This is a genomic window from Terriglobus albidus, assembly GCF_025685425.1.
GTDB lineage: Bacteria > Acidobacteriota > Terriglobia > Terriglobales > Acidobacteriaceae > Terriglobus > Terriglobus albidus.
Map to the genome: position 1 here is coordinate 103233 of NZ_JAGTAS010000022.1, position 25071 is coordinate 128303.

Consider the following 25071-nt stretch of genomic DNA (forward strand, 5'->3'; position numbering starts at 1 on the left):
GCTCTCAAGATGTGCACGCAGCGTGCCGATAAAAACAAATCGGGCTTAGAAAGCACTAAGTACGCTTTCTAAGCCCGCTCTTATCTTTTGTTCGGCCTGTCTACTTTTATTAAGGATGGATTCTCCAGACACAATCGAGAACATCCTCAGACGACTCGCCGGGAATGCAGGAAACAGCGTGTCCTTCGAGCCACAGACGCATCCAGTACAACCGTCCTACACGCACCAGCCGTGATGCGACCGGCTGTTCCTTCTCAATGACGGAAACCATCGCCTTGACGAGGCTATCCTGATCCTCGACCGTGTCTTCGTTGGTGGCGATCCCCTTACACTCCGCCAGCCGCTTTCGTGCAGTCTGATACTGCGACGACGGCAACAGGCCGCTGTGAACCTGAAGATCCGTCATCTGTTCCACCGCCAGAGCAGCCGCCGGATTCAGTTCCGCGTCGAAGGCAAGGTAAAGAGCCTTGCCGCCTGCCACGCGTACCGGCAACATACCGCTCTCTTCCAGAACTGCCTGCGGTGCAAGGCGCGCCATCCGCTCCGGAGAGAAGCCTTCCAGGGTAAGCATGGGGCAATTCCACTGTGCGCCCATCGCACGCGTGATCTGTCCTTCACTCAGATTTGCGGCTTCCATCAGGCAGTCGCCGATGCGGCCATGTCCACGCTGTCGCTGGTGCTGCAGTGCCTGCTGCAGCTGTACAGGCGTAATGATTCCTTGAGCCATCAGTACCAGGCCCAACGGAATACGGTGGTTGTGTGGGCTGAATTCATCGCCTGCGATGCTTGACCCAACTTCGCGGCGGACTGACTGGGTTACCAGTTGAGAAAGGCAGTTGCGGCTGCACGCCCACTGACCTTCAAAGTAGGGGCGGGTGCGATTTTTCCAGCGCTGCAACCACCCGCCGGCACACTGCAGGTTCCCGCAGAGCACGGTCTCAGTGACATTCGAGGGGATAGACTTACCGCCGAGAGACGGCGTTTGCAACACGACACTATCTTTTACTGAATCGATGTAGGCCATTCCACGCTCTCCTTGCGTGTTTGTTCCGGAGCGACCTCCGTAACCTCGAAGGCGTAATTACCGTTCACGATCACAATCTCGCCCCGTGCCACAACGCGCCCGCTCACAACCAGCTCGACCATTTCGTCGATCTGGCGGTCGAGCCTTAGTCCAGCACCCGATTGCAGGCGAACGGCATCGCCAAGTGTCAATTCCCGCGATCCAAGCCGGAGTACAGCATCGAATCTCAACCCATCGAGCAACTCAGGCGCCATTATTTCGCCCTCGCGCTGCGACGCTTCGACTCGTCTCCGTTCTTGGCATTAGCCAGATCCGCCAGTTTGGCGCGTAGCTTCAGCACCGCCGAGGAATGAATCTGAGAGACACGCGATTCGACAACACCCAGCGTCAAGCCGATCTCTTTCATCGTCAGTTCCTCGTGGTAGTACAGCGTCAACACCAGACGTTCTTTCTCAGGAAGATCTTCAATTGCATCCGCCAAACGCTGCCGCAGTTCACCTTTCAGCGCCCGGAACAGAGGTCCGTCTTCGTCAGGGCTGGCGACATAGGCCAGCTCCTCATCTCCGGACTCTTCGTTCTTCTCAACATGGAGGCTGCCGATCTCAAGCCCCTTCAGCTCACCAAGCAGCATCTGGTAGTCATTGAGACTGATGCCCAGCTCTGCGGCGATCTCCTGCTCCGCCGGCGAGCGGCCGAGCTGCTGTGTCAACTTGCGGATCGCCTCTTCAACGCTGCGGCCTTTGCGGCGCAGCTCGCGAGGGCTCCAGTCCAGAGTCCGCAGTGAGTCAAGAATCGCGCCGCGAATGCGGAACTGCGCATAGCTCTTGAACTGCACCCGTTTGCCATGATCGAACTTATCGTAGGCATCCATCAAGCCGATCACGCCGGCCGATACCAAATCTTCCAAATCCACATGCTGCGGCAGCCGTTCATGGATGCGCCGCGCGATGTAGCGAACCGTAGGCAGGTGATCGAGAAGTACCTGCTCACGGGTCGGTATCAGTTGGCTGCCATCCATGCTGGCAACCAGGGCGCGCGCAGCTTTACTGGCGTCCTCAGCAAGCAGTGCCGACCCCAGCCCTACTTCGCTTCCGTAATCCTTCATTCCAAGCCTCGCCATTTCTGCTCCTTACCCTATTTGACCCACGCTCTGCACCCTTACTTCCGCCGGTATTTCGACTGGTGAAAGTACCGTCACCCTCGGAAGTATCGGTTCAAGCCAGCGACGTACGTGGTAACGTGCCGGCGATGGACATAAGAGCACGGGAAGTGCCGAAGTTGACCCTGTTGCTGTTAATCGCTTCACAGACTCCACCAGCTTCCTGAGGAAATCTCCCTGCCCAACTACCATCTGACCCTCACTGCTGCGCGCCCTAGGATCGAAGGTTCCAATGATTTCGTCCTCAAGCGAACGCTCCAGTGTTAAAACCTTCAAAGCTCCGTCCGTATCGAGCAACGGATGCACCAGGCCACGGCCCAGCGCCTGACGCACACTCTCCACCAGATGAACGGTGTTCTTAGAATGCGCAGCAGCCTCTACCAGAACCTCCAGAATGCTGCCCAGATCGCGAACGGAGACCTGTTCACGCAGCAGTTGCTGCAGCACCTTTTGAACTTCGCCAAGAGTCATTAATTTCGGCACAAGTTCTTCCACCAGCTTGGGGTGGCTTTCGGTCAAACCATCCATCAGGCGCTTCACTTCGCCGCGGCTCAGCAGCTCATGTGCATGACGACGAATTAGCTCGCCGAGATGCGTTCCGATGACCGTTGTCTGATCCACAACCGAGCAGCCAGCAGCCAGAGCGCGCTCCTGCAGTGAAGGATCGATCCACTTCGCATTGACACCGAAGGCTGGTTCCTTGGTCTCAATTCCCGGCAGCGCCTTGGCGCGTCCCTCGCGATCAGGCCCGGCGGTGACGGCCAACAGGCAGTTCCCTTCCGTCTGCCAGCGGCCAATCTCAATGCCGCGCAGGCTGATGACGTATTCGCGTGGACGTAGCCGGAGGTTGTCGGTGATATGGACGGAAGGCACAACAAAGCCAAGCTCGGTCGCCAGGTGCCGCCGCAATGCGCGGACACGGTTCAGCATCTGGCCTCCATTCGACGCATCGACGAACGGAATCAACTGGAAGCCGATCTCTAGCGTAAGCTCATCGACCTTCAACAGCGATGCCAGATCGTCCTGTTGCGACGCCGCAGCTGCACCTGCCTTCTGTTCGACCAGCTCTTCGATAACTTCCGGAGCATCCGCTGGCAGGCTTTTCGCCACCATGCCGACGGCGATCGCCATGAAGATAAAGGCAAGCTTTGGCAGGCCGGGAATCAGAGCCATTGCCGCCAGGACACCGCAGGCAATCCAGAGGGTCTTCCTCTTGGTGAACAACTGTGATCCCAGCTCTGCATCCAGAGCTCCGGACGAAGAGGCGCGCGTCAGCACCATGCCACCGGCGACACTGACCAGCAGCGATGGGATCATAGTGACCAGGCCATCGCCCACCGTCAGGATGGTGTAGGTCTTGACGGCCGTCATCAGATCCACGCCCTGCTGCAGCGTTCCGATCAACAGACCGGCAATGATATTGATCGCCGTAATGAGAATGGTGGCCATGGAGTCGCGCTGATTAAAGCGCGCGGCGCCGTCCATCGCACCGTAGAACTCGGCTTCGCGAGCGATGGCCTCTCTACGTTTGCGGGCTCCCTGCTCATCGATCAGGCCGGCATTCATGTCGGCATCGATCGCCATCTGTTTACCCGGCAAGGCATCGAGGGTGAAACGGGCTGTAACCTCAGCCGTACGAACTGCGCCGTGGCTCACTACCAGAAACTGAATCGCGATCAAGGCCAAAAACAGCACGAAACCAACGATGTAGTTGCCGCCAACGACGAACTGGCCAAATGCCTCGATAACATTTCCGGCGGCCCCAGTACCTTCGTGGCCATGCAGCAGAATCCGGCGGCTGGAGGCCAGATTCAGCGATAGGCGGAACAGAGTCAGCAATAGCAGCAACGTGGGAAAAACGGAGAAGTCCACTGCGCGCCGCACCTGCACGGCCGTCAGGAACACGATGATGCTGGCCGTAATCGAGACCGCCAGCAACAGATCCAGCAACAAGCCGGGAAGCGGCACCAGCATGACGAAGATCATGCTGATAGCACCTAGCGGCAGCAATACACCATTCCACTTTTTCAGGTTCACATTCCACCTCCGGCCAGGCCGCCGGCTTCACGCATACGCTTCTCTCGTGCCTGTTGCTCAAGTTTTGTGCGATACAGATATGCCAGGATGCCCGCTACTGCCGAATACAACTCAAACGGAATCGACTGCCCAACTTCGACCATCTTGTACAAACTCCGTGCCAATGGTTTGTTCTCCATAATCGGAACCCCTGCCCAGCGCGCCTGTTCACGGATCTCAAGCGCATGCAGGTTCTTACCCTTCGCCAGAACTTTAGGTGCGGACATCGTCTCAAAGCTGAACTCGAGCGCTACGGCATAGTGAGTCGGGTTGGTGATCACCACGCTGGCTCGGCTGATATCCGCTTTCTCTCTGCGCTTGCGCATCTGCCGCTGGAGCTGACGGATCTTCCCCTTAATTTGGGGATTACCCATCGCCTCTTTCACTTCCTCGCGGACTTCCTGTTTGCTCATCTTGAGGCGCTTATTCCACTGCACCCACTCCATGGCATAGTCCACGCCGGCCCACATCACCATGACCAGTGCGGTGATCATCGCCAGGTGATAGGCAGAAGCGAGTGTTTCCGTCAGGCGGTTGAGGCTCATCACCGGCATACCTGCAATCAGGCTGCGGATAGTCCCGACTGCAATGCCAATTACGATGGCCGCAGGAATCAGGCTCTTGGCCAGACGCAAGATGGAGCGGGTACCGAAAAGCTGCTTAACGTTTTCTGCCGGATTCAAGCGGGTCCACTTAGGTTCCAGGGCTTCCACACGAATCTGCGTGCCACCGCCCTGCAGAATGCCTCCCGTCAGAGTACCCATGAGAGCGCAGCTCATCACCACGACCGCGGGCCACAGTACTGGAAGCGCAACATGCCAGATAGCATGTCGAAACATTGCTTCATCCCAGTGCTCGCTTGTCATCGAGAGCACGTCGGAATATGCCCCGCGCCAGCTCTGCAGCACCTTCGGAGCAACCGCTCCTATCGCAGCCAAGCCGGCGAGCATGGCAAGAGAACTCAGCAACTCGCGCGAACGGACGACATCGCCTTTTTCGCGCGCCTTCCGCTTGCGTTGCGGTGTTGCCTGTTCTGTTTTCTGTTCGCTCACCCGCGCACCAGCCTCTCAGCGGCGTTCAACAGGTTGGTGAAATTGTGTTCGATCCAGAGCGGCCAGATTCCGAGCGAGGCAATCAGTACACCGTAGCTCACCAGTGTTTTCACGGGGACATTCACCGCCATGACCGGAAGCTGCGGAGAGATACGAGCGATGAGGCCTACGACGACCTCGACCATCAAGGCTGCACACATGACAGGTGCCGCCAACTGAAGACCACCCAGCAGAACCCCTGCGGTCATGTGTGCCAGCTCGATGCCGCTATTGGCATGCATCACTGCCTGACCTACGGGAATAGCGGCAAACGTCCGCATAAAGGCAGCGAGCATCGTGCGTTCAAGACCACAGGCCAGGAGTACGAGGATTCCAATCCATCCCAGAAACTGGCCAAGAACCGGGGTTTCAATCTGAGAGTTTGGATCCATCAGATTGACGAGCGAGAAACTGAAATCGATCCCCAGCAACTGACCGGCGAAGGACAGAGCTTCGTTCATCAACGACAGCGCAAATCCGAAGACCAAGCCTACGGAAAGTTCACCCAACACAGAAGAAGCATTGATTGCCGGCGGCGGTCCCAGTTCCATGACCACAGGAGTAAGCAGGAACGCGATCGCGAACACAAAACCGGCCTTGATGCGCATGGGAATTGCTTTCGACGAGAACACCGGCGCAAAGAGCATCAGGCTGCTGACACGGATCGACACCAGCAGTCCGGTCGCCAGCAGACGTTCCCAGGTCGGCGGCAGATTTGCGAAATCGATCGGCATGTTTCTTTATCCAAGAAAGCGGTGAAAGTCGCGCCACAACACCGTCGTGAAGGTCATCACGCGGTGTAGAAACCAGGGCAGCGTCACCATGGCCGCTCCCAGGACGACAAACAGGCGAGGCACCGTCGTCAGTGTCTGTTCCTGCAGGCTGGTAAGAGTCTGCAGCAGACTCAGACCGACAGAGATCAAACATCCGCAGATCAGCAGCGGAGCGCTGAGAATCAGCGCCTCACGCAGCAGCATTCGTCCGAGTTCAGCAACAACGTTGGGTTCCACGATTGTTCCTCACGAAAAACTTTTCAGCAGCGAACCAGTCAGCAGGTTCCAGCCGTCGACCATCACAAAAAGCAGGATCTTCAAAGGGGTTGAAATCACGACGGGCGGAAGCTGCATCATGCCGATAGAGGTCGTCACACTTGCTACCACCAGGTCGATTAGCAGGAATGGCAGAAAGAGAATGGCGCCAATCTGAAAGCCGGCCTTGAGCTCGCTAAGGATGTATGCCGGGACAACAACCTGCATCGGAAGCTGTGCGCGTGTCTGAGGGCGCTCCGCCATGCCGGCCGAGGCAAACAGCGCCAGATCTTTCTCGCGGGCGTATTTCAGCATGAAGACCTTGACTGGCTCCGAGCCCTTGGCGATGGCTTCTTCACCGCTGATCTGTCCGGCCCGAAAGGGAGCTACCGCCTGCTGATCCACCTGAACCAGAACCGGCTGCATCAGGAACCAGGTCATCATGAGACCGAGTCCCATCAATACCTGATTCGATGGAGCTGTCTGGGTTCCGAGCGCCTGGCGCAGGAAGTGGAAGACAACCAACAGCCGCACCAATGGCGTCATCGACAGCAAAATCGCCGGCAGCAGGCTCAGCAGAGTCAGTCCGATGACGATCGACCAGGAGGTGCTGGGCTCGTTCTCCATGCGGTGGTTGATGGAATCTTCGCGTTTGCCCGTATTCTGGTTGGACTTCGACGGAGCCGTCGGCGCGGTAGGAGCGGTTGCGCCCGCAGCTCGCCGTGCCGCTTCCGTGGCAAAGGCCAGCGCCATCCGCTGTTCCGCGACAGCGGGACTCTCGGCCACCGCCGGCGACGGCTGTACATGGGCCGCGCTCCGTTTTTCAGCCTGCATGGAAACGCCGGACAGCAGTACGGCGACCAGCAGGACAGGACGAACCAGCATCTACTCAGCCTTCCTTACCGGCATCATGGCCTGAACGCCGTGCTCTCCACTGCCGACCAGGAACTGCTGACCGTCGCACTCCACCAGCGCGAGTTGCTGTTTATTGCCAAGCGAAACCTGTTCGAGGACGCGAAGGCGCTTCTGCTCCCGGGGCCGTGTAGCACGTCCCTTCCAGGAACGGAGGATCCAGGAGGCCAGCCCTGCCGGTTCCGGACGACGCATTTCAGCCAGGGGAACGATCGTTCTCTGTACGATCGCCAGTTCCGGCTTTACTACTTCAGCTTTGACCATGGCTACGCTGCGACGCATCTCTGTCTCCTTACCGCTGGACCAGGAATTCTGTGAAGAAGATGTCGACCACCTTCATGCTGGGCTCACGCACCGTAAGTACGGCCTTGATCTCTTTCTTGACCTGCTCTTTGCCTTCAGGCTGCAGCAGTTCATCCGAGCTCTTGCGGCCCAGAACGTCGATCAGGGCATCCCGCACCGCGACATCTTGCTGGCCGCCGGCTTTGGGCTTCTTCTCCCCGCCCTCTTCCTTCTTCGCCTCGCCGGACTTTTCCTCATCGGCAAGGCGCAGGGTAATCGCGGCGCGCAAATAGGCGCGGCCGCCTACGTCGGTGAGGTTCACTACCATCGGCTCCAGCACCTCGTCCTTGGTCTTTTGGGGTTCGCTTTTGACAACCTCGACAATCTTTGTGCCGCCGCCGCCCAGCTTCCCGGTCTTCCCCATCCACCAGACCAGGCCGCCGGCCGCTCCTACGGATCCTATAACCGCAACGAAGGCGACGAGCGCCAGTTGCACGATGCCCACTTTTGCCACCGGCGCCGCGGGCGTAAGCTCTGCTGTCTCTGCTTTAGCCATATGTCCCACTTAAATGCACCTGCCGTGCCATTCAGGCACGGCAGGCATTAGTGAGGACTCAGGAAGACTTCAGACCCTACAACTAACGGATCATATTGATTGCAGATTGGGTTAGCGTGTCGTACGCCGTAACCGTCTTGGAATTGGCCTCGAAGGCGCGCTGGGCGACAATGAGACGCGAAAACTCGCCGGCGATATCAACATTGGACTGTTCCAATGAATTTCCCAGCACCGTGCCACGGCCGCCCGCACCGGCGACGCCAATGGACGGCAGACCGGATGCCTGGCTGGAGATAAAGGCGTTGTTACCAACGCGAGTCAGGCCCTGGGTGTCGCTGACCGTGGCGATAGCCAACTGGCCAACCACACTGCTGCGGCCGTTGCTGTACTTGGCCGAGATGATTCCATTGGAATCAATAGAGAAGTTCTGGTAGGTGCCGCTGGCATATCCATCCTGGCTGGTAGACGCGGTAGCGGAGGCGGAGCTGGAGCTCGAGATCACCCCGTTGCCGGCGGTGTCATAGAGTGACCAGTTGAAGCTGAGGTCAGCGGCGCTATTGGTAAGTCCCGGGAAGGTAATGCCAGAGATATTGCTGCTCGGGCCGACCAGCTTGCCAGCGGAATCGAAGGTCAACGTGCCGGTATTGTTCGAAGGAGTACCCGAGATATCGCCGGAAGGAAGCTCGATGTCGTAGTTCCAGGTCGTATTGCTGGTCTTCGTGAATTTGACACTCGCCAAATGGGTGTTTCCGAGGGAGTCATACACACTCACAGAGCTGGCGAAGGTCGTGCCAGTCGCCGCCGAAGAGTCCAGATTAGCCTTCAGAGTGACATTTTTCGTCGTGCTGGCCGCCTGGTTGGAGCCGATCGGTAGCTGGATCGGAGCCAGAGCGCCGCCAGTACCGACTGTAACGCCGTCCGTGCTCTGGAAACCCATCACGCTCGCGCCGTCCAGGGTGGTCAAAAAACCATCTTTGGCAAGCTGGAAGTCGCCGGCGCGCGTAATCTGCTGCTGACCGTGGTCCTGAATCACAAAGAACCCATCGCCATTGAGCGCCATATCGGTCGCATTATTCGTCGTTGTCAGACCACCCTGCGAGAAGTCACCAACGGTTCCGGAAACGCGGGTACCGAGTCCAGACTGCAATGCATTACCCGAGCCAGACTCGCCGAGCTGTTGGTAGAAGAGGTCTTCGAACTCGGTCGTAGCACCCTTGAAGGCAACCGTGTTCAGGTTTGCAAGATTGTTTCCGATCGTATTGAGCGCTACGGCGTTCGCCTTCAGGCCCGTCAACGCAATTGAAAATGCACCCATCGTAATTCTCCTTGTCCTTAATCCGTTACTGCTGGAAATTCTTATCCGTTGCTGCTGGAACTTGTTGAGCTGGTACCTGACGTCAGCGAAGTAATGCCTTGATTGATCGAGATCAACTGCTGAAGACTGTTCACACTCACCAGCTGCTGCAGGTATGCGCTAGGATCGGTCGGCTGCGTAGGATCCTGGTTCTTCATCTCTGCCACCAACAGCGTCATGAAGTCGCTTGCGGTGATGTTGCTACCGCTATTGCTGCTACTGCTGCTCGTTGTATTGCTCGTACCCGATGTCGAGGCCATCGGATTTGCCGCATTTGCATTTACCTGCATTCCCGTCTCTCCTTAATCCGGCTTACGCTCGGACACTCAACAGCCCTACACCGCGTGATGTGGTCGACAAGGAAGGAGAAGCTCCTACCTGCCGCCATACCAGCTTTTTCTGCTCTGCCCCCGCATCGGTGCCGGAAGACTGCTGCCCACGTTCCTGTTGCGCTCTCCCGCCCAAGTCCATGTTCATCGCAGCGCTATCCTGCATCCGCACCACCTGGACTCTGTCCACCGGCACCGTCTGCTGGCTCAGAAAACTCGTTATATGTGGCGCCTCAGCCTTCAGCACCTCGTGCGAAAACTCGCTGCTCGCCATCACCACGGCCTGCACGGTGTTGTCGCTGCCCTTCTCGGCGCGCACATGCATCACACCATGTGTTTCATCTGCAATCGCAACTTCAATCTGGCGATGTCCGGCGGCGATCCACTGTGCGCCATTCTCCTGCGCATTCGCCCCTGCAGCGGCGTCCAGGCGGGCAAATGGATCGCGAGTCCCTGACTGGGCCGGCTTTGAAGCATCCGCTAGATCCTGGAGGCTGTTCACTCCCGTGTCTACCTTCAAGGCAGATACAGCGTGCAGCCTGTTATCCACCGTATGGGCGGCTGGAGAGTGCGCTACCTGCGGAACAGCAGTTTCATTGCCCGCAGAAGTATTTTTCTCCGCAGGAGTGGAGACATCCTGCCAGGTCTTCGTGACACCTGTCTCACTCTTTGCTGCCTTCTCATCCTTGGTGTTGGCAGCTTTTTGTCTTCCCATCACCTGAGCAGAGCGCCCAAACTTACCCGCAGCCGCTTTTGGTGTCACCGTTTTGGCCGCAACAACCGTCTGAAGCGAACCCTCGACGCTATCTTCCTGCGCTTGTTTCTGCACAGTTGGAGCTGCGGAGTTCATCGGTATGGCATTGACTGCTACCGCATCGCTCTGGATGCTCTGCTGCTGGGGTACGACATTGTTTCCAGTTTCCCCGGAAGAGATCTTTCCAGAAACAGAACCTTTGCTGCTATGTACGGAGGTCTGGGATGCAGAAGAATAGAGCGTCCCTTTGCCAATCTTGGTGGGCTCGTTGCCGGCCAACTGCGCCGGCAACACAGGAACCGTAACGCCGGCGACAAGATTTACATCCTGGCCATTATCCTGAGCATCATTCTTTTCTTCAGAGAACGATGACGCCTGAGGTACATCTTCTTTCGTATCTATTGAAGCTGGGCTCTTCGGGTTGTCCGTCTTCATCGGAGCATCAGTCTGCAGCACATCGGTACCAGTGCCCACCCCGATAGCGCGAACAATGGCCTGGTAGGCGTCATGTTGACGGCTACCAGGCATGACGACCGGAAGCGCTTGCGTACCTGTCTTCGCATCTGGTGTCTGTGCCGGAGCTTGCGCCTGCGGTAGTGTTTGCTCTGTTGAAGTAGGCTTCTGATTCGGAGTGGCCTGTACTGCTGATTCTGCCTGCGCGGGTATCTCCGGTTGCGCAGGTGCATCCTGAGCGAAGGGCTCTGGCTGCACAGTAGCCGGCAGTGGTAAAACACCGGACTTCACACCCACAGCAACAGCAGGCTTTGAGTCAGAAGTATCTACTTTATTGCCGTCTATTAAGGTCGAGATATTTTCTGGTTGTGAAGCAGCCTCAGCGTCTGATTCGTGCGGAGTTTGCGGCAACGGCTTACTGTCCACGGGTTGAAGCTTATCCTGAGCCACTGGGGCTGGTAATTCCTGTGCAGCAATCGTCCCCACCGTATTTTTCGAATCAACTTGTGGCGCTTCAACATTTGATGTGCCCCCCATCCGCCCCGGTGCAGCATCACTCGTCGCATTACCTGCTTGTGGTGTTGTAACGGTCTGCGGAGCAGGAATGGACTGTAAAGCAGGAACGGTCTGGGAGTCTGTCAGCGTTGATGCCGCTATAGCCGGCATGGGTGCTGCTGTAGTCTCACTTGGCAGCGACACGGGTGCCGTCGCGGAAAGAGATATCTGTTGCAGAGATCCGCGAGAAAGATCAGGCGCTTTGTCGAACGTTCCAACGAACGAGCCCTGTGTCGCAGAAGGCTGACTCTTGGCGTCAGCCAAAACTGGCGTATCCGTCGCAGTCTGTGTACCGGTTCCAGCCGCGGCCTCAAACATACCGGCAAACAGCGAGTCTCCTGCACCCAACAGGTTGTCGTTATTCCCCGCGGAGTGCATGTCGGACGATTTTGCCGCACCCGGCACAAGCTGGGATCCGATCGTCGCTGCTGCCATTTCCATCATGATCTGGATATGTGCAGTTCACGTTCCAAAATGACAGGGTTTTACATTAGTGAGTCTTTAGCGATCCTTTTCTTTGCTGCATGCTGCTTGATGAGAAAGAATTCATCCGCGGCCTTCTGTGCGCGCAGGTCTTCCTCGGCTGCACGAACTCTCATCGCATCGCTATAAAGCGACTTCATCTGTTCAAGCTTCTGCTGTTGCATCAGCATGACCTGCTGCGCTGCGCGAACGCGCTCGTCGGCGCGCACAAGATTTTCGCCAAGCTGTCTCTCTTTTTGCTCGATGACCGCTGATTCTGACGACGACAAAATCCATTGCTCTGAATCACCAGTACGCAATGCATCCTGCGCGTTCGCTTTTAATGTCTGTTGCCGTGCCCCGATCGCACTAATATTCTGTTCAATCTGCTGCCGGCTCATGAAGGCCTGCTGCAATATGCCTTGTGCCTTTTCTGCCTCGGTTTCCGCAACACGCACCAGCAGAGCAGCCCGCGCCAGTTCCATAGCCTAGTTTCCCAAACCGAGAGAGAATAGCGCACGCAACACAGAGTCGCGGTCGACCTGTTCGCTCGCCGTCTGCTGCAGGAACCGCTGCAGCACCGGCCGCATCCGGACCGCCTCATCGAGTTCGGCATCATTACCAGTCTGATAAGCACCGATGCGGATCAGGTCCTCTGACTTCGCATACGCTGACAATAGTCGTCGCACGTGGTTGGCGATACGCAGGTGCTCAGGTGTTGTTACTGCCGGCATCAAACGGCTAACCGAATCCACAATGTTCACCGGCGGATACCATCCTGCTCCGGCCATCTGTCGTGAAAGCACGATATGTCCATCGACGATGGAGCGGACAGAATCCACGATCGGATCCTGCTGATCGTCGCCTTCCATCAGAACGGTATAAAACGCTGTAATACTGCCTGTCTGGAAGTTGCCGGCACGTTCTAACAGCCGCGCTGTCTTGGCAAATACCGAGGGTGTGTAGCCCTTGCTAGCAGGCGGCTCGCCGGCAGCGAGTCCAATCTCGCGCGCCGCCATGGCGAAACGGGTCACCGAATCGAGCACCAGTAACACATTCTTACCCTGAGCCGCGAAATACTCCGCCACCGATGTTGCAGACATCGCCACACGCATGCGCATGAGGGGAGACTGGTCACTCGTCGCCACCATGACAACACTGCGCTTGCGCCCTTCCTCGCCAATGGCATCTTCAAGAAACTCGCCAACCTCTCGTCCGCGCTCGCCGACGAGACCGACCACCGTCAGATCCGCGGATGTATTGCGGGTCATCATGCCGATCAGCGTGCTCTTACCCACACCCGACCCGCCAAAGATACCGATACGTTGTCCGCGACCCACTGCGAGGACTCCATCGATGACGCGCAGTCCTGTTCCAAGAGGCTCACGAATCGGCTTTCGTTCCATCGGCCCCGGAGGATTCACATCCAATGGCCACCGTTCGATCACATCGAGCGGTGGGCCGCCATCGATGGGTTGGCCACCTGCGTCGAAGACGCGGCCAAGCATCTGTTCGCTTACCGAAAGCGAGGGCCTGCGGCGCATGGCAAACACTTTGGCACCGAAACGAACGCCGGCGACCGCATCTACCGGGCTCAGCAGCGTGCGGCTGCCCCGAATCCCTACGACTTCGGCCTCAAGCCGGTTGCCGTCAGCGACAATTTCGCAACACTCTCCTACAGAACAAGGAGGTCCGTCTGCCTCGATCAATTGCCCTTCTGCTTCAGCAACACGTCCACTCCATCGCCACGAAGGCGTGGAAGATAGTCGTGCATGAAAGCGTTGCAACCTCACGATGGACGCTTTCCGAGCAGCTCGCAGAAGCTGGTCTCGATCTCAGAAAGCTGCGCTTCCACTCCCAGGTCTACAGAGCCGCACTTCGTATAGAGCTCACAGCCCCCTGGTTGAAGCCCGGCGTCCCCTTCCACCTGAACATCCTGGCCCTGCAGGATCTCTGTCCACGCTGCAACGTCGGCACGAGGCACGCGAAGGCGGACTTCATCCTCGCTGGTCATCTGCTCTACCGCCACACGCACGACGCCACGCAACATAAGAGGATCAAGCTTCGCTTCACGATTCAGAATGCGCCGCGCTAAAGCGAGGGCAAGTTTTACCACCTCCGCTTCAGCATCGGCAAAATAGCGTTTACGATCCGCTTCAAATGCGTCTACCGCATCGCTTATCTCGCGGCGAAGTTCGGCACGCTGCTCCTCTGCTTCTTCTTCCATGACTGCACGCGTCTGCTTTGCGCCCTGCTCGCGCGCCAGAGAAACCTCTGCGATACGTTGCTGCTCTGCCTGAAAAAGAGCCGCACGAAGTCGCTCCACTTCAGCGGTAAGATCCTCTTCTGCTTCGGCGGCCTGTATCTCACGGCCAAGACGGCCATGCGACCGGAACCGCAGCGGGCCGACAGCGTTATCACGCCCAGTGGACTCAAGCGGAAAGGTCATTATCGGTCTCCATTCTCAGCATCAGTTTTCCTTCTGCTTCAAGCCGCCGCGCCAGCGCCAATAGCTCCTGCTGGGCCTGAGCTACATCGCGTGAGCGGACGGGTCCCATCACTTCCATATCCTCGCGAAGCATTTCGGCAGCGCGCGTGCTCATCGCCTGGAACAGGTGCGCACGTAGAGATTCTTTGGCGCCCTTCATTGCCGTCGAAAGAATCTTCTTGTCCGCTGCACCGACGATCTCGCGAATACCGGCCTGCGGCACGGTCAGCAAATCGTCGAAGGTAAACATCAGGTTGCGGATGCCAAGCGCGATCTCGGGCTGGTTCTGCTCGATATCTTCCAGGATCTTCTTGCTCAGCATCTGATCAACCCGATTCAACATCTCGGCCACTGCCTTGAAACCGGCATAAGAATGCTTCTTGTTCTGCCCGATCGACTCCGACCGGCGATACAACTGCAAGGCAACCTTCTGCGCCATCTCCGGAGAGAACTGACGCATTTCGGCAAGACGCTTCACCACCTCTGTCCGTAGCGTTTCGCTCAGTGCGATCAGTACCGACGCGGCGCGGCCAGCTTCCAGGTGAGCCAGCACCAGTGCGACCGTCTGCGGGTGCTCGCCCTCGAGGAACTTCGCCAGCTGCCGTGGCTCAATCTTCTGCAGCATGGTCAGATCGCTCATGGAGCGCTCGCGCAGCCGCCACACTTCATTCAGCAGCTCTTCTGCGCGGTTCTCTCCAAAAGCCTTTTGCAACAGCCGGCGAGCATAATCAACACCGCCACGGGTAGCGAACTTCTGTGTCTCCTGCAGGGCATAGTACTCACCGACCACGTTAGCCAGTTCGTCCCTTGGAACCGTGCCGAGACGCATGATCTCTTCGGTCACGCGCTGCACGTCTGTTTCAGACAGATACTGAAACATCTCTTTTGCAAGGTCATCACCTATCGCGACCATGAAGACTGCCGCCTTGCGCAAGCCTGCGGCTCGGGTCATTGGCGAATTGTTCTGGGTAGCCATCTTTTTTCGTCACCAACAAAGGTTTGCTATTCGTCCATGTCCGTACCGATCCAATGCTCAAGCAGGCGCGTGCTCTGCTTGGGCTCCGTACGGATCTGTCTCTTAACCTGTTCGAAGATCATCTGTTCTTCACTGCCCTGCTCTGTCTTCAGACCTATCGAGGAACCCAGCACCGGCGTATCCGGAGATCCCTCTGTCAATAGGGATGCCGACTCCGTGATCGGCAGAGCACTTGCGGCAGCACCTGTAGCAGCAAGCACAGGAGTCTGATGCGCCATCAATGCCGGCGGCTCCGGTTCCTGCATCAGTGCGGCAGTCTGTTTCACCATCGGACGCAGTACGAACATCACCAGCAGCAAACCCATCGCCATCAGGCCCACTGTGCGAAGCACACCCGGGGTCCTGATAAGCTCCTGGGTTTGCTCTGTCACGCGCTGCAGCGGAGTCAATGGTACTTCCGCGCTGTTCGTCTGGAAGCTGATGTTCTCCAGAACAAGCTGATCTCCACGCTTGGAATCAAAACCCGTTGATGCCTGTGCGAGCTGTTCCAGACGACGCATCTCCTCACTGCTGCGGGCATGCCAGACGGTGTGCATGTCCTTACCTGCACCTTCCAGTTGCGGGCGATCGTTTACCAGGACGGCTACGGTAAGCCGTTTCAGACGGCCCGGGCCTTCCTGCATGTGGCTCAGATGCCGGGTTACGGCATAATTAGCACTTTCTTCACGAGCATTATTGCTTGCACCGCTGCCGCTCTGTGGATACACGGGCAGGTTGCCGTTCTGCATCAGAGGAGGAACGTTACCTTGACCATTGGCCTGCTGGTTAGCGGTGCCATTGGCTCCAGCAGCCGCTGGTCCACCCGCCGCATTGCTCTGCGTTCCCGGAACTCCCGCTGCCGCGCGCGGGGAACTCTGCACCTGCTCGGTACGTTGCATGCTGACCGTTGCCGAGAGTGCCGGATCATAGACCTCGTCGGTTTTTTCTTCCGTGCCCTGCTCGTACTCCGCATGAACCGTCGCGCGGACATTATCCCGTCCGGCTACCGGTTCCAGTATGGAAATGAGCTGCTGCTCCATCTGGTGAACGGCATCAGTCTGCTGCGCGGACTGAGTCGGCGCACTCATATTGACATGACCATCCGCATCCACCAGGTTCACCTGGTCCGGCTGCAGGTTCTCTACCGCACCGGCTACCAGGTTACGAATGGACTCGGCCTCACCCTGCGCCATGGTCGAACGCCGTAATTTAAGCACTACCGTTGCCTTCGCCGGGTGATCCTCAGCACTGAATAGACCCTGCTTGGCCATGGCCAGGTGAACACGCGCGGAACGCACGGAGCCAAGGGTGCCAATCGTATGTTCAAGCTCACCTTCGAGAGCACGCTGATAGTTGACCTTCTCATCGAACTCCGAACCAACCCAGTTCGGCTTATCGAAGATCTCAAAGCCCATGCGTCCGCTCTGCGGCATGCCTTTGCTGGCGACTTCCATACGTGCCTTATCCAGCAACTCTTCGGGAACAAGCACTTCGCTGCCGTCAGACGAGATCTTGGCATTGATTCCTGCCGCACTCAGTTCTTGGCTGACAGCCTGCACATCCTTCGGATCAAGCCCGCTGAAAAGAGTCTTCCATTCCGTACGGGAGCCATACCAGCTCAGTGCAGCAATCACCGCAAGCACGATTCCCGACGCCAGCATCAGACGCGAGCGTTGCGCTTTCGGCAAAGCATTCCAGCGGCTACCGGCATTACTTACCAGGCGTTGCCAGGGAGCAGCGCCTTCACCGAGACCGGGGGTAGAACCTGTTTTCTGTAGTTCAGTCTTCTGATCTGGCATTGTTATGTCTTAGAACTGCATCTGCATCATCTGCTGGTATGCCGCTACGGCTTTGTTCCGTACTTGCAGCGCTAACTCGAAGGCCATGTCCGCTTTCTGGGTTGCAATCATGGCCTCGTGAATTTCGACACCGCTACCGTCCATCAAACCCTTCACAGCCGTCTGCGCCTGCTTCTCCAGTGCAGTGGCATCATGCAGCGCACCTGCCAGAACATCGGCAAATGGAGATGCCGCCTGCTCGGTCGAGGGCGCCGGTGACGGAGCCACACTGCCAATTCCGGGAATTGTTCCTGTAAGCCGAATCGCATCCATATCTGTTCTCTTACTTCAAGATGTCCAGCGAGCTGGTGATCATGCTTTTCTCTGCCTGTACCGCCGATGCATTCATGCCATAGCTGCGCTGCGCGCTCATCAGTTCCACCATCTCGGTCAGTGGATCGATATCGGGATATGCAACATATCCGTTTGCATCGGCATCCGGATGTCCGGGATCGAAGCGCATAATCGGCGCTTTGGCGTCATTCTGCACGCCGACAACTTCCACGCCTCCGGTCGCATTCGAGCTAAGAGAGCCATGCATTCCCAGGTGCGACATAAAGGCAGCGCCGAACGCGCCATCCTGGCCGGCGGTCTGGAAGACCACCTGCTGTCTGCGGTACGGTCCTCCATCGGCGGTGCGGGTCGTCTCCGCATTCGCCATATTGCTGGCCGTTACTTCGGCACGAACTCTCTCAGCCTGCAGCGCGGATGCGCTGACATCCATCACACCAAACAGGTTCATGCCTTACCGTCCGCTTTGATCGCGTCCATGACGCGTGAATATTCCCGCTTCAACAACTCCACGCCGGTACGGAAGGCGAGCTGCGATTTTGCCAACTGCATACCTTCGCGCTCTAAGGAGACATTGTTGCCGTCAGGCCGGGTTACCAGGCCATCAACATCACGCGTGGCCGGAGTAAATGTACCGCTTGCGGTGCCCTCCATGGCGTGCCGCATCTCATCTTCGAAACTGAAACCCTGTGTCCGGTAGCCGGGAGTATCAGCATTGGCCATATTGCTGGCCGTCAGCTTCATCTGGGCGCTGGCCAGGTCCAAATACCGCGTCAACGCGTCACTGATCGCACTCGTCTGCATCAGACACCCTCTTCCTCAAGCGATTGAACTTATCGCCGATAGAGAGTGCAGGTTTGGCTCCATTCCTCAGGCAGACATCTAAGAAGGCTCTCAGCCTCAATCATTAGAGCGAAACAAGAAACCGGGCTTTTCGAAAATTTTCCCTGTCGCTGGGTATCCCGGAAGGGGCGTGCACCGGCATTTTCATTGCGGAAAACGCCCATAGATGCAATTGCTCTGGACTACATCTATAGAGATGCTTTCGCCTGGTCTTAGAAGCAATTTGCGCTCGTGGTATGACGCCTGGAGCGGATGACATGCGCTACGCCCGTTTGCGGCGGAGTACAACCTCGGTCATTCCAATCTCCGGACGGTCTTCCGCCAGAATAGCCGCCCGCTCCAAAACATGTCCTAATTCACGGACATTTCCAGGCCAGTCGTATCCCTGGAAGATCTCCAGAGCTGCCGGAGAGAGGCGTTTCTGCGGCATTGTTTCGCCAAGCTTATTGAGGATATGCGTCGCCAGCAGCGGGATGTCCTCCGCCCGCTCGCGCAATGCAGGAATGACCACAGGGAAAACTGCCAGCCGATGGTAGAGGTCCAGCCGGAAAGCCCGTTCCTGGCTCAGCCGCTCGAGATCGCGGTGGGTTGCCGCGATCACGCGCACATCGACCCGAACGGTCTCGTTGTCACCAACCCGTTGCAGTTCCCCATTCTCCAGAAAACGCAACATCTTGGCCTGCAACGGTAGCGGCATCTCCCCAATTTCATCCAGAAACAGGGTGCCGCCATTCGCCGCCTCGATGCGGCCGGTGCGTGACTGTACTGCACCGGTAAAAGCGCCGCGGGTGTGCCCGAAGAGTTCCGCTTCCAGCAGAGCCTCCGGAATGGCGGCGCAGTTCAAGGTCACAAATGGCTTCTGGGCGCGAGGACTGAGCCGGTGGATTGCCCTTGAAACCACCTCTTTACCCGTCCCCGTCTCTCCTTCAATCAGGACGGTCGTATCGCGTGGAGCGACCAGGCGAACCATGCGAGCAAGCTCGCGCATGCCCGCGCTATTGCCGATCATTCCCGGTAACAAGGCTGCATCCACGGGAAGCTCGGCGGGAACAATCACGGGGACGGAAACCGTAGGCTCCCGCTCGATGCTCGAATGCGCTGGCTCCGGCGTGACCACAATATCTTCTTCTGCGGTACGCAGGACATGCAACAACTCGTGCCGCCTCGGGCTTCGCGGTCCGTCTCCAACCGGTACACCATCGGCGCGCAGAATATCGACCGATGGAAATGCCTGGCGCACCCAGGCAATAAATCCATCCACTTCCAGATCCGGCAGCCAGTTGTCGACAATAAGCGCTTCCGGAATACGCTGTTCCATGCTCGCCATGGCCTCAGCGCCGCCGGAAGCGGCCTCTACCTGCCAACGCAGGCCCTCAAGCGATGTAATCCATCGAAAACGCCGGTCTCCGTCCGCACTGACGACAACGGCGTGACGAACGGATACTGGTCCGTTCGTCACCCTGGTTTCAAATGGCATTATTTTAGGTCCCCTGGTCCGTCTTGCATCGCTTCTCGAAGCTGCTGTCGCATCCGCATGGCGATGCCATTCAACCGTTCGCATTCCGTCAGACTGTCGGCTATCGCGCGACGCATGCCTTCCTCGTCGCCTTCCATCTCTGCCAACTCCAAACGGCACTGCAATGCCGTCAGCGGTTGGCACAGGTCATGCAGCATCACGCTCAGTTCCTGTACCTGTTCACGATCCATAGTTGTCACGCGTGTCGCAATATCCGTGTTGTACTACCCGCGGCTACGCTCTGTGAACCCGATTTTTCCGGGAGGCCACCCGGAAACGACATGCTCCGCAACCGGTAGCCCTCGCCCCGAACCGTTTCAATCAACGCGGCGCCATCTGACACACCCTGTACAGTCAGCTTTCGGCGCAGATAGTTGATATATACGTCTACGACATTTGTGCCAGTATGCGACGTTGTCCGCCATACACCATTCAAAAGTTGCGCACGGGAAACGGCTTTCCCCTTGTGAAGCAACAGGTACTCGAGCAGCGCATATTCCTTCGAGGTCAGCTCTACTTCCACGTCGGCTACACGCACCTGACGGAGCATACGGTTCACTTCCAGGACGCCGTACTTCAGAAGCTGATCCGGTACGTGCTTCTTACGGCGCATCACAGCACGACAGCGTGCTGTTAGTTCATGGAAGCTAAATGGTTTAAGTAGATAATCGTCGGCTCCGAGATCCAGACAGCGGACCCGCTCTTCAACCTGAGTCCGCCCCGTCAGTACGAGTACGGAGGTATGGGGCATCCTGCGGTGTACTTCTTCAAGCAGTTGAGCTCCATCCATTTTGGGCAAACTCAGATCCAGAACGACAAGTTCCGGATTTTCTTCCATCGCGTGATGGAGTGCGGCTTCTCCATCCTGTAACCACTCGACTTGATGACCTTCTTTTTCGAGTCCCTTCTTCAAGAGCATTCCAAGGGCTTTATCGTCTTCCACCAGCAGAATTCCCATTTGTTTCTCCAATTCACTGACTAACCTTGCGAAGCGAAAAATTGAAAGTTCCGACTCTTGCGTTCGTTCACGTCTTTTCGAGTAAGACTTATGTACATACCTTGATTCGTGCACATAGGTAACCGCAAGCCTGCGTTACCAGGACTTTTTTACCGCAGCCCCAAAACGGGAATCTAAAGGGAACTTAGCAAGTTACCTCCCTAACGTCTTCCCTCTTGCGATTCGCCTTTTATTCGCTAAAATGTCAGACATGGCGATCACCCGGCGGCAAAAGGACGTTCTCGACTTCCTCACCTCATTCACGCAGCGTTGCGGATATTCCCCTTCGTATGAGGAGATCGCCAGCGGTCTCGGCGTCAATTCGCTTGCCACCGTGCACAAGCACATCACGAACCTGCAGAACAAAGGTTTGTTGCAGCGTGCGCATAATCGCAGCCGTTCGATCGATGTTCTGCCGGCACGCTCCAAGAAGGGTACCGACCGCCTGCCACTGCTTGGCCGCATTGCCGCTGGGCGGCCGGTGGAAGCCGTTGAAACAGCTGAAACGATCTCTCTCAGCGATATTCTTGGCAACCGGGAGGTCTTCGCCCTTGAGGTCCGTGGCGATTCCATGCGGGACGAACATATCGTCTCCGGCGACTATGTTTTGGTTGAGCGTACCCGCACTGCCCGGGAGGGCGAAATTGTCGTTGCTTTAGTTGACGGCACAGATGCCACACTCAAGCGGTTTTACCGGGAAGGCAGCATGATTCGCCTGCAGCCCTCAAACTCCGAGATGGCGCCAATCTTCGCCCCGGCAGCCGCGGTAACGATCCAGGGAAAGGTTCTGGGAGTGTTGCGGAAGTACTAGGCCTGCCATCAACTCCTGCGAGGCAGCCTGAGGTCGCCTGACTTTCAGGGAACCAACCTCCTCCATCGTGCGTACTCTCCTCCGTAACCACCCACCGGAGGATCAGGAGTACCATGGCCACACCCCGCAAATCCAAGCGCAAACTGTATATCTGGGGCGGCATTGCCGTCGTCGTCCTGGCCGCCGGCCTTACGTTTGCCATCAAGGCCTCCGGCTCCAGCTCGAAGATTGATGCTTCCCAGTTGTCGAAGGTGGAACGCGGCGACATCGCTCGCTCCGTAGTTGCCACTGGTAAGGTTCAGCCCATCCTCAAAGTCGAGGTCAAATCAAAGGCTTCCGGCATCGTCACAAAGCTTTTTGCCGATATCAATCAACCGGTTAAGGTCGGCCAGCCTCTTGCCCAGCTTGACCAACAGGAACTGCTCGATCAGGTTGCCGCCCAGAAGGCGCAACTGACCGCTGCGGAGTCCAATGCCAGAGCCGCCGCCGCCGCAATTGAGTTGGATAAGGTGAACGCCCAGGCCCCCGACCTGCCCAACTTCAAAAACACCTATGAACGCGCGCTTGCGATGTCCAAGCAAGGAGTCGTCAGCCAGCAGGCGCTGGATGACGCGCAGCAAAAATACGCCGCCGCCGCCAATGCGCGGGATAAGGCTCTCGCCCAGATCGCCGTTGACACCGCCAAATTGCATCAGGCGGAGGCACAGGTAGCTCAGGCGCAGGCATCACTCAAACAGCTTGAAGAACAGCTTAGCTACACCAACATCGTCTCCCCGATCGATGGCATCATCCTCTCCCGGGACGTAGAGCTGGGCAATGCCGTCAGCTCCATTCTTGTGATGGGATCCACCGCAACCCTGGTCATGACTCTGGGAGACACCACCCAGGTCTACGTGCAAGGCAAGGTCGATGAGAGCGATATCGGCAAGGTCTACCTTGGCCAGCCCGCCCGCATCCGCGTGGAGAGCTTCAAGGACAAGGTCTTCAACGGCAAGGTCACCAAGATCGCTCCTCTGGGTGTCGAGAAGGACAATGTTACGACCTTCGAAGTACGAGTATCGATCGATAATCCCGGCGGTGAATTGAAGGCCAATATGACCGCGAACGCTGAGGTCATCCTCGAAGAACACAAGAATGTGCTCACTGTACCGGAGCAGGCTGTTATCTACGACAAGCAGCGTAACGCCAGCATTGAGATTCCGGATTCCAAGGCAGAGAAGGGCCGCCGGAAAATCCCGGTAAAAGTAGGCATTTCCAATGGCACAAGGACCGAGCTTCTGAGCGGTCTTAACCAGAACGACCAGGTCATTCTGCAGCAGTAAATGCGTTTTATCGTGAAACCATAGAGGGAACAACCATGAAGATCCTTCGTACTCTACTTACCGCAACCGCACTCGCAGCCGTCGCCGTGCTCGCTACGGCCGAGGACTTTTCCCGCACACTCTCTGTCTCTGGGTCGACTAATGTCAGCGTCTCCACTGGTTCCGGATACGTCAAGGTTGTTCCCGGATCGAATTCGGAGGTCCGTATCGTCGGTCACGTTCGCGCCGGTTCCGGAGGGTGGTTTGCCAGTAATGCCGACGAACGCATCCGCCAGATCGTTGCCAACCCGCCCATTGTTCAGTCCGGTTCAAGCATCACGATCGGTCAGACCCAGGGTAATAACGACCTTTACCGCAATATCGTCATCGACTACGACATCAATGTTCCAGCCGCGACAACTCTACGGGCCAACTCTGGCTCCGGTTCCGTCATGATCGGCGGAATCATGGGGGCAGTTACCGCCAACACCGGCTCCGGTGACGTTCAGGTCTCAAATATTGGTTCAGACGCCAAGCTGGAGACCGGTTCAGGATCGATCCGGGCGGACGGCATTCACGGTTCAGCAACGCTTCAAACGGGCTCTGGCGACATTGAGCTTCGCCAGTCGGCCGCCGGTGACGTGCGCGCGCAGACGGGTTCCGGCTCCCTCCGAATCCACGGTTTCAATGGTGGTCTGCGGGCTGGAACCGGGTCCGGAGATATCGAGATTGACGGCACGCCGTCTTCAGACTGGAAGCTTGAGACGGGATCGGGCTCTGTTCGGCTTAACGTGGGGAACGCCAAGTTTTCCCTGAACGCTTCCACCGGATCTGGAACGGTGCGCGTGGCACAGCCCATCATGATGCAGGGCACGCTCAATCGCCATCATGTTCTGGGCGCCGTCAACGGCGGCGGACCTGTGATCAAAGCTGAAACCGGATCAGGAGACATCGAAATCCGCTAGAGCATTTTCCCTGTAGGTGTAGTCCAGAGCATCCGCATCCGTGGGCGTTTTCCGCAATGAAAACGCCACTGCGCTCCTCTTCCCGGATACCCAGCAACAGGGAAACACTCTAACAGATCTCAATTTCCTTACCGCGGCGGAGAGTGCAGACTCCGCCGCTTTTTTTGTGCCAGACCAGCCGGCTCCTGAGCTTGCGCTCAACCGCCGACGCCTTGCACTCTAGAAGAAATGGCCCTACCACCTTCCTCAGACCTTCGTCTCCTTGTCTTCGATCTTGACGGAACCCTCATCGACTCTCGGCAGGACCTCACCAATTCCGTCAACGCAATGCTGCGTTATGTGGGGAAGCCGGCTCTGCCGGACGCTGTGATTACCACCTATATCGGCGACGGCGCATCCATGCTGGTACGCCGCGCGCTCGGCGACCCGGAAGGTGATCTACATGACGAAGAGTATGTGCAGCGGGCGCTGACCTTCTTCCTGGATTACTATCGCGTACACAAGCTCGATTTCACCCGCGTCTATGACGGTGTACTTCAATCACTTGAAGCCATTCGTATGGCTCATCCTCATTTAAAGATGGCCATCCTTACGAATAAACCTGTCAATCCGTCCCGTGAAATAAGCCGGGCGTTGGGTCTGGAGCCGTTTTTCTTCGAAAACTACGGAGGCAACAGCTTTCATACCAAGAAACCCGACCCATTGGGGCTCGAGACACTCATGCGTGAAGCCGCCGCCACGCCCACGCAAACCGTGATGATCGGGGACTCCGCCGTAGACGTCCTCACTGCCCAGAATGCCGGAGCCTGGTCGATTGGATGCGCGTTTGGACTGTCAGCCGACACACTGAAAACGGTAGAGCCCTCCTGCCTCTGCGATTCGCCGGATCAGTGGGTATCCGTCTTGGGACGAAGGTAAAAATCTCTGTTCTTCGCGAAAACTTCCATATAACCTAAATGAGACAATAGACG

At 57.3% G+C, this 25071-nt stretch carries 28 protein-coding genes; 4 read left to right on the forward strand and 24 right to left on the reverse strand.

Going from position 1 to position 25071, the window contains the following annotated elements; genetic code table 11:
* Positions 1–109 precede the first annotated feature (109 nt).
* The 24 genes from OHL21_RS02545 to OHL21_RS02660 form a co-directional block, all read right to left on the reverse strand.
* The gene (locus tag OHL21_RS02545; RefSeq protein ID WP_263415677.1) at positions 110–1024 is read right to left on the reverse strand and encodes a hypothetical protein; all 915 of its coding nucleotides are present in this window, start codon (positions 1022–1024) and stop codon (positions 110–112) included.
* A complete protein-coding gene (locus OHL21_RS02550; protein ID WP_263415678.1) occupies positions 1003–1278 on the reverse strand; it encodes a FliM/FliN family flagellar motor C-terminal domain-containing protein in 276 nt (91 codons plus the stop codon). The genes OHL21_RS02545 and OHL21_RS02550 overlap by 22 nt, the downstream gene beginning before the upstream one ends.
* Positions 1278–2144, reverse strand: coding sequence for a sigma-70 family RNA polymerase sigma factor (locus OHL21_RS02555; protein WP_263415679.1), 867 nt, complete (start codon positions 2142–2144; stop codon positions 1278–1280). The genes OHL21_RS02550 and OHL21_RS02555 overlap by 1 nt, the downstream gene beginning before the upstream one ends.
* 9 nt (positions 2145–2153) lie before the next feature.
* Positions 2154–4169 carry a flagellar biosynthesis protein FlhA gene (locus OHL21_RS02560; protein ID WP_399257086.1) on the reverse strand — a complete coding sequence of 672 codons (2016 nt, stop codon included), beginning with the start codon at positions 4167–4169 and terminating at the stop codon, positions 2154–2156.
* 47 nt (positions 4170–4216) lie between these two features.
* Complete coding sequence (locus OHL21_RS02565; RefSeq protein WP_263415680.1) at positions 4217–5311, reverse strand: EscU/YscU/HrcU family type III secretion system export apparatus switch protein; 1095 nt, start codon at positions 5309–5311, stop codon at positions 4217–4219.
* Entirely contained in the window at positions 5308–6084 is a 777-nt protein-coding gene (locus tag OHL21_RS02570; protein WP_263415681.1) for a flagellar biosynthetic protein FliR, read from the reverse strand. The genes OHL21_RS02565 and OHL21_RS02570 overlap by 4 nt, the downstream gene beginning before the upstream one ends.
* 6 nt (positions 6085–6090) lie before the next feature.
* Complete coding sequence (locus OHL21_RS02575; RefSeq protein WP_263415682.1) at positions 6091–6360, reverse strand: flagellar biosynthetic protein FliQ; 270 nt, start codon at positions 6358–6360, stop codon at positions 6091–6093.
* A gap of 9 nt (positions 6361–6369) precedes the next feature.
* Positions 6370–7263, reverse strand: a complete 894-nt coding sequence (gene fliP / locus OHL21_RS02580; RefSeq protein WP_263415683.1) for a flagellar type III secretion system pore protein FliP — start codon at positions 7261–7263, stop codon at positions 6370–6372.
* Positions 7264–7572, reverse strand: a complete 309-nt coding sequence (locus OHL21_RS02585) for a flagellar biosynthetic protein FliO (RefSeq protein ID WP_263415684.1) — start codon at positions 7570–7572, stop codon at positions 7264–7266. It abuts the gene before it with no gap.
* A gap of 10 nt (positions 7573–7582) precedes the next feature.
* Positions 7583–8128, reverse strand: coding sequence for a flagellar basal body-associated FliL family protein (locus OHL21_RS02590; protein WP_263415685.1), 546 nt, complete (start codon positions 8126–8128; stop codon positions 7583–7585).
* Positions 8129–8210: 82 nt separating this feature from the next.
* On the reverse strand, positions 8211–9443 hold the full coding sequence (locus OHL21_RS02595; protein ID WP_263415686.1) for a flagellar hook protein FlgE: 1233 nt from the start codon (positions 9441–9443) through the stop codon (positions 8211–8213).
* Positions 9444–9484: 41 nt separating this feature from the next.
* Entirely contained in the window at positions 9485–9772 is a 288-nt protein-coding gene (locus OHL21_RS02600) for a flagellar hook capping FlgD N-terminal domain-containing protein (protein ID WP_263415687.1), read from the reverse strand.
* Between the two features lie 22 nt (positions 9773–9794).
* On the reverse strand, positions 9795–12008 hold the full coding sequence (locus OHL21_RS02605) for a hypothetical protein (RefSeq protein ID WP_263415688.1): 2214 nt from the start codon (positions 12006–12008) through the stop codon (positions 9795–9797).
* A gap of 50 nt (positions 12009–12058) precedes the next feature.
* The gene (locus tag OHL21_RS02610) at positions 12059–12520 is read right to left on the reverse strand and encodes a hypothetical protein (protein ID WP_263415689.1); all 462 of its coding nucleotides are present in this window, start codon (positions 12518–12520) and stop codon (positions 12059–12061) included.
* 3 nt (positions 12521–12523) lie between these two features.
* Positions 12524–13828: a FliI/YscN family ATPase gene (locus tag OHL21_RS02615; RefSeq protein WP_263415690.1), complete on the reverse strand. Its 1305-nt coding sequence runs from the start codon at positions 13826–13828 to the stop codon at positions 12524–12526.
* Positions 13825–14484 carry a FliH/SctL family protein gene (locus OHL21_RS02620; protein ID WP_263415691.1) on the reverse strand — a complete coding sequence of 220 codons (660 nt, stop codon included), beginning with the start codon at positions 14482–14484 and terminating at the stop codon, positions 13825–13827. The genes OHL21_RS02615 and OHL21_RS02620 overlap by 4 nt, the downstream gene beginning before the upstream one ends.
* A complete protein-coding gene (fliG, locus tag OHL21_RS02625; RefSeq protein WP_263415692.1) occupies positions 14468–15475 on the reverse strand; it encodes a flagellar motor switch protein FliG in 1008 nt (335 codons plus the stop codon). Before fliG ends, OHL21_RS02620 begins: the two co-directional genes overlap by 17 nt.
* Positions 15476–15525: 50 nt before the next feature.
* On the reverse strand, positions 15526–17337 hold the full coding sequence (gene fliF, locus OHL21_RS02630; RefSeq protein WP_263415693.1) for a flagellar basal-body MS-ring/collar protein FliF: 1812 nt from the start codon (positions 17335–17337) through the stop codon (positions 15526–15528).
* 9 nt (positions 17338–17346) lie between these two features.
* A complete protein-coding gene (fliE, locus tag OHL21_RS02635; protein ID WP_263415694.1) occupies positions 17347–17649 on the reverse strand; it encodes a flagellar hook-basal body complex protein FliE in 303 nt (100 codons plus the stop codon).
* Positions 17650–17659: 10 nt separating this feature from the next.
* The gene (flgC, locus tag OHL21_RS02640; RefSeq protein ID WP_263415695.1) at positions 17660–18118 is read right to left on the reverse strand and encodes a flagellar basal body rod protein FlgC; all 459 of its coding nucleotides are present in this window, start codon (positions 18116–18118) and stop codon (positions 17660–17662) included.
* Positions 18115–18471 (reverse strand): flagellar basal body rod protein FlgB, encoded by a 357-nt coding sequence (locus OHL21_RS02645; RefSeq protein WP_263415696.1) that lies wholly within the window; start codon positions 18469–18471, stop codon positions 18115–18117. The genes flgC and OHL21_RS02645 overlap by 4 nt, the downstream gene beginning before the upstream one ends.
* A 301-nt stretch (positions 18472–18772) precedes the next feature.
* Positions 18773–19987: a sigma-54-dependent transcriptional regulator gene (locus OHL21_RS02650; RefSeq protein WP_263415697.1), complete on the reverse strand. Its 1215-nt coding sequence runs from the start codon at positions 19985–19987 to the stop codon at positions 18773–18775.
* Positions 19987–20217 (reverse strand): HAMP domain-containing histidine kinase, encoded by a 231-nt coding sequence (locus OHL21_RS02655; RefSeq protein WP_147648548.1) that lies wholly within the window; start codon positions 20215–20217, stop codon positions 19987–19989. The genes OHL21_RS02650 and OHL21_RS02655 overlap by 1 nt, the downstream gene beginning before the upstream one ends.
* 5 nt (positions 20218–20222) lie before the next feature.
* Complete coding sequence (locus OHL21_RS02660; protein ID WP_263415698.1) at positions 20223–20984, reverse strand: response regulator transcription factor; 762 nt, start codon at positions 20982–20984, stop codon at positions 20223–20225.
* Between the two features lie 250 nt (positions 20985–21234).
* Here OHL21_RS02660 and lexA point away from each other — a divergent pair, with 250 nt between their 5' ends.
* From lexA to OHL21_RS02680, 4 genes are all read left to right on the forward strand, one after another.
* Positions 21235–21834: a transcriptional repressor LexA gene (lexA, locus tag OHL21_RS02665; RefSeq protein WP_263415699.1), complete on the forward strand. Its 600-nt coding sequence runs from the start codon at positions 21235–21237 to the stop codon at positions 21832–21834.
* Between the two features lie 113 nt (positions 21835–21947).
* Positions 21948–23156, forward strand: coding sequence for an efflux RND transporter periplasmic adaptor subunit (locus OHL21_RS02670; protein WP_263415700.1), 1209 nt, complete (start codon positions 21948–21950; stop codon positions 23154–23156).
* Between the two features lie 35 nt (positions 23157–23191).
* Positions 23192–24100, forward strand: coding sequence for a DUF4097 family beta strand repeat-containing protein (locus OHL21_RS02675; RefSeq protein WP_263415701.1), 909 nt, complete (start codon positions 23192–23194; stop codon positions 24098–24100).
* A 228-nt stretch (positions 24101–24328) separates the two neighbouring features.
* Entirely contained in the window at positions 24329–25018 is a 690-nt protein-coding gene (locus OHL21_RS02680) for an HAD family hydrolase (RefSeq protein ID WP_263415702.1), read from the forward strand.
* The last annotated feature ends 53 nt before the right edge of the window (positions 25019–25071 follow it).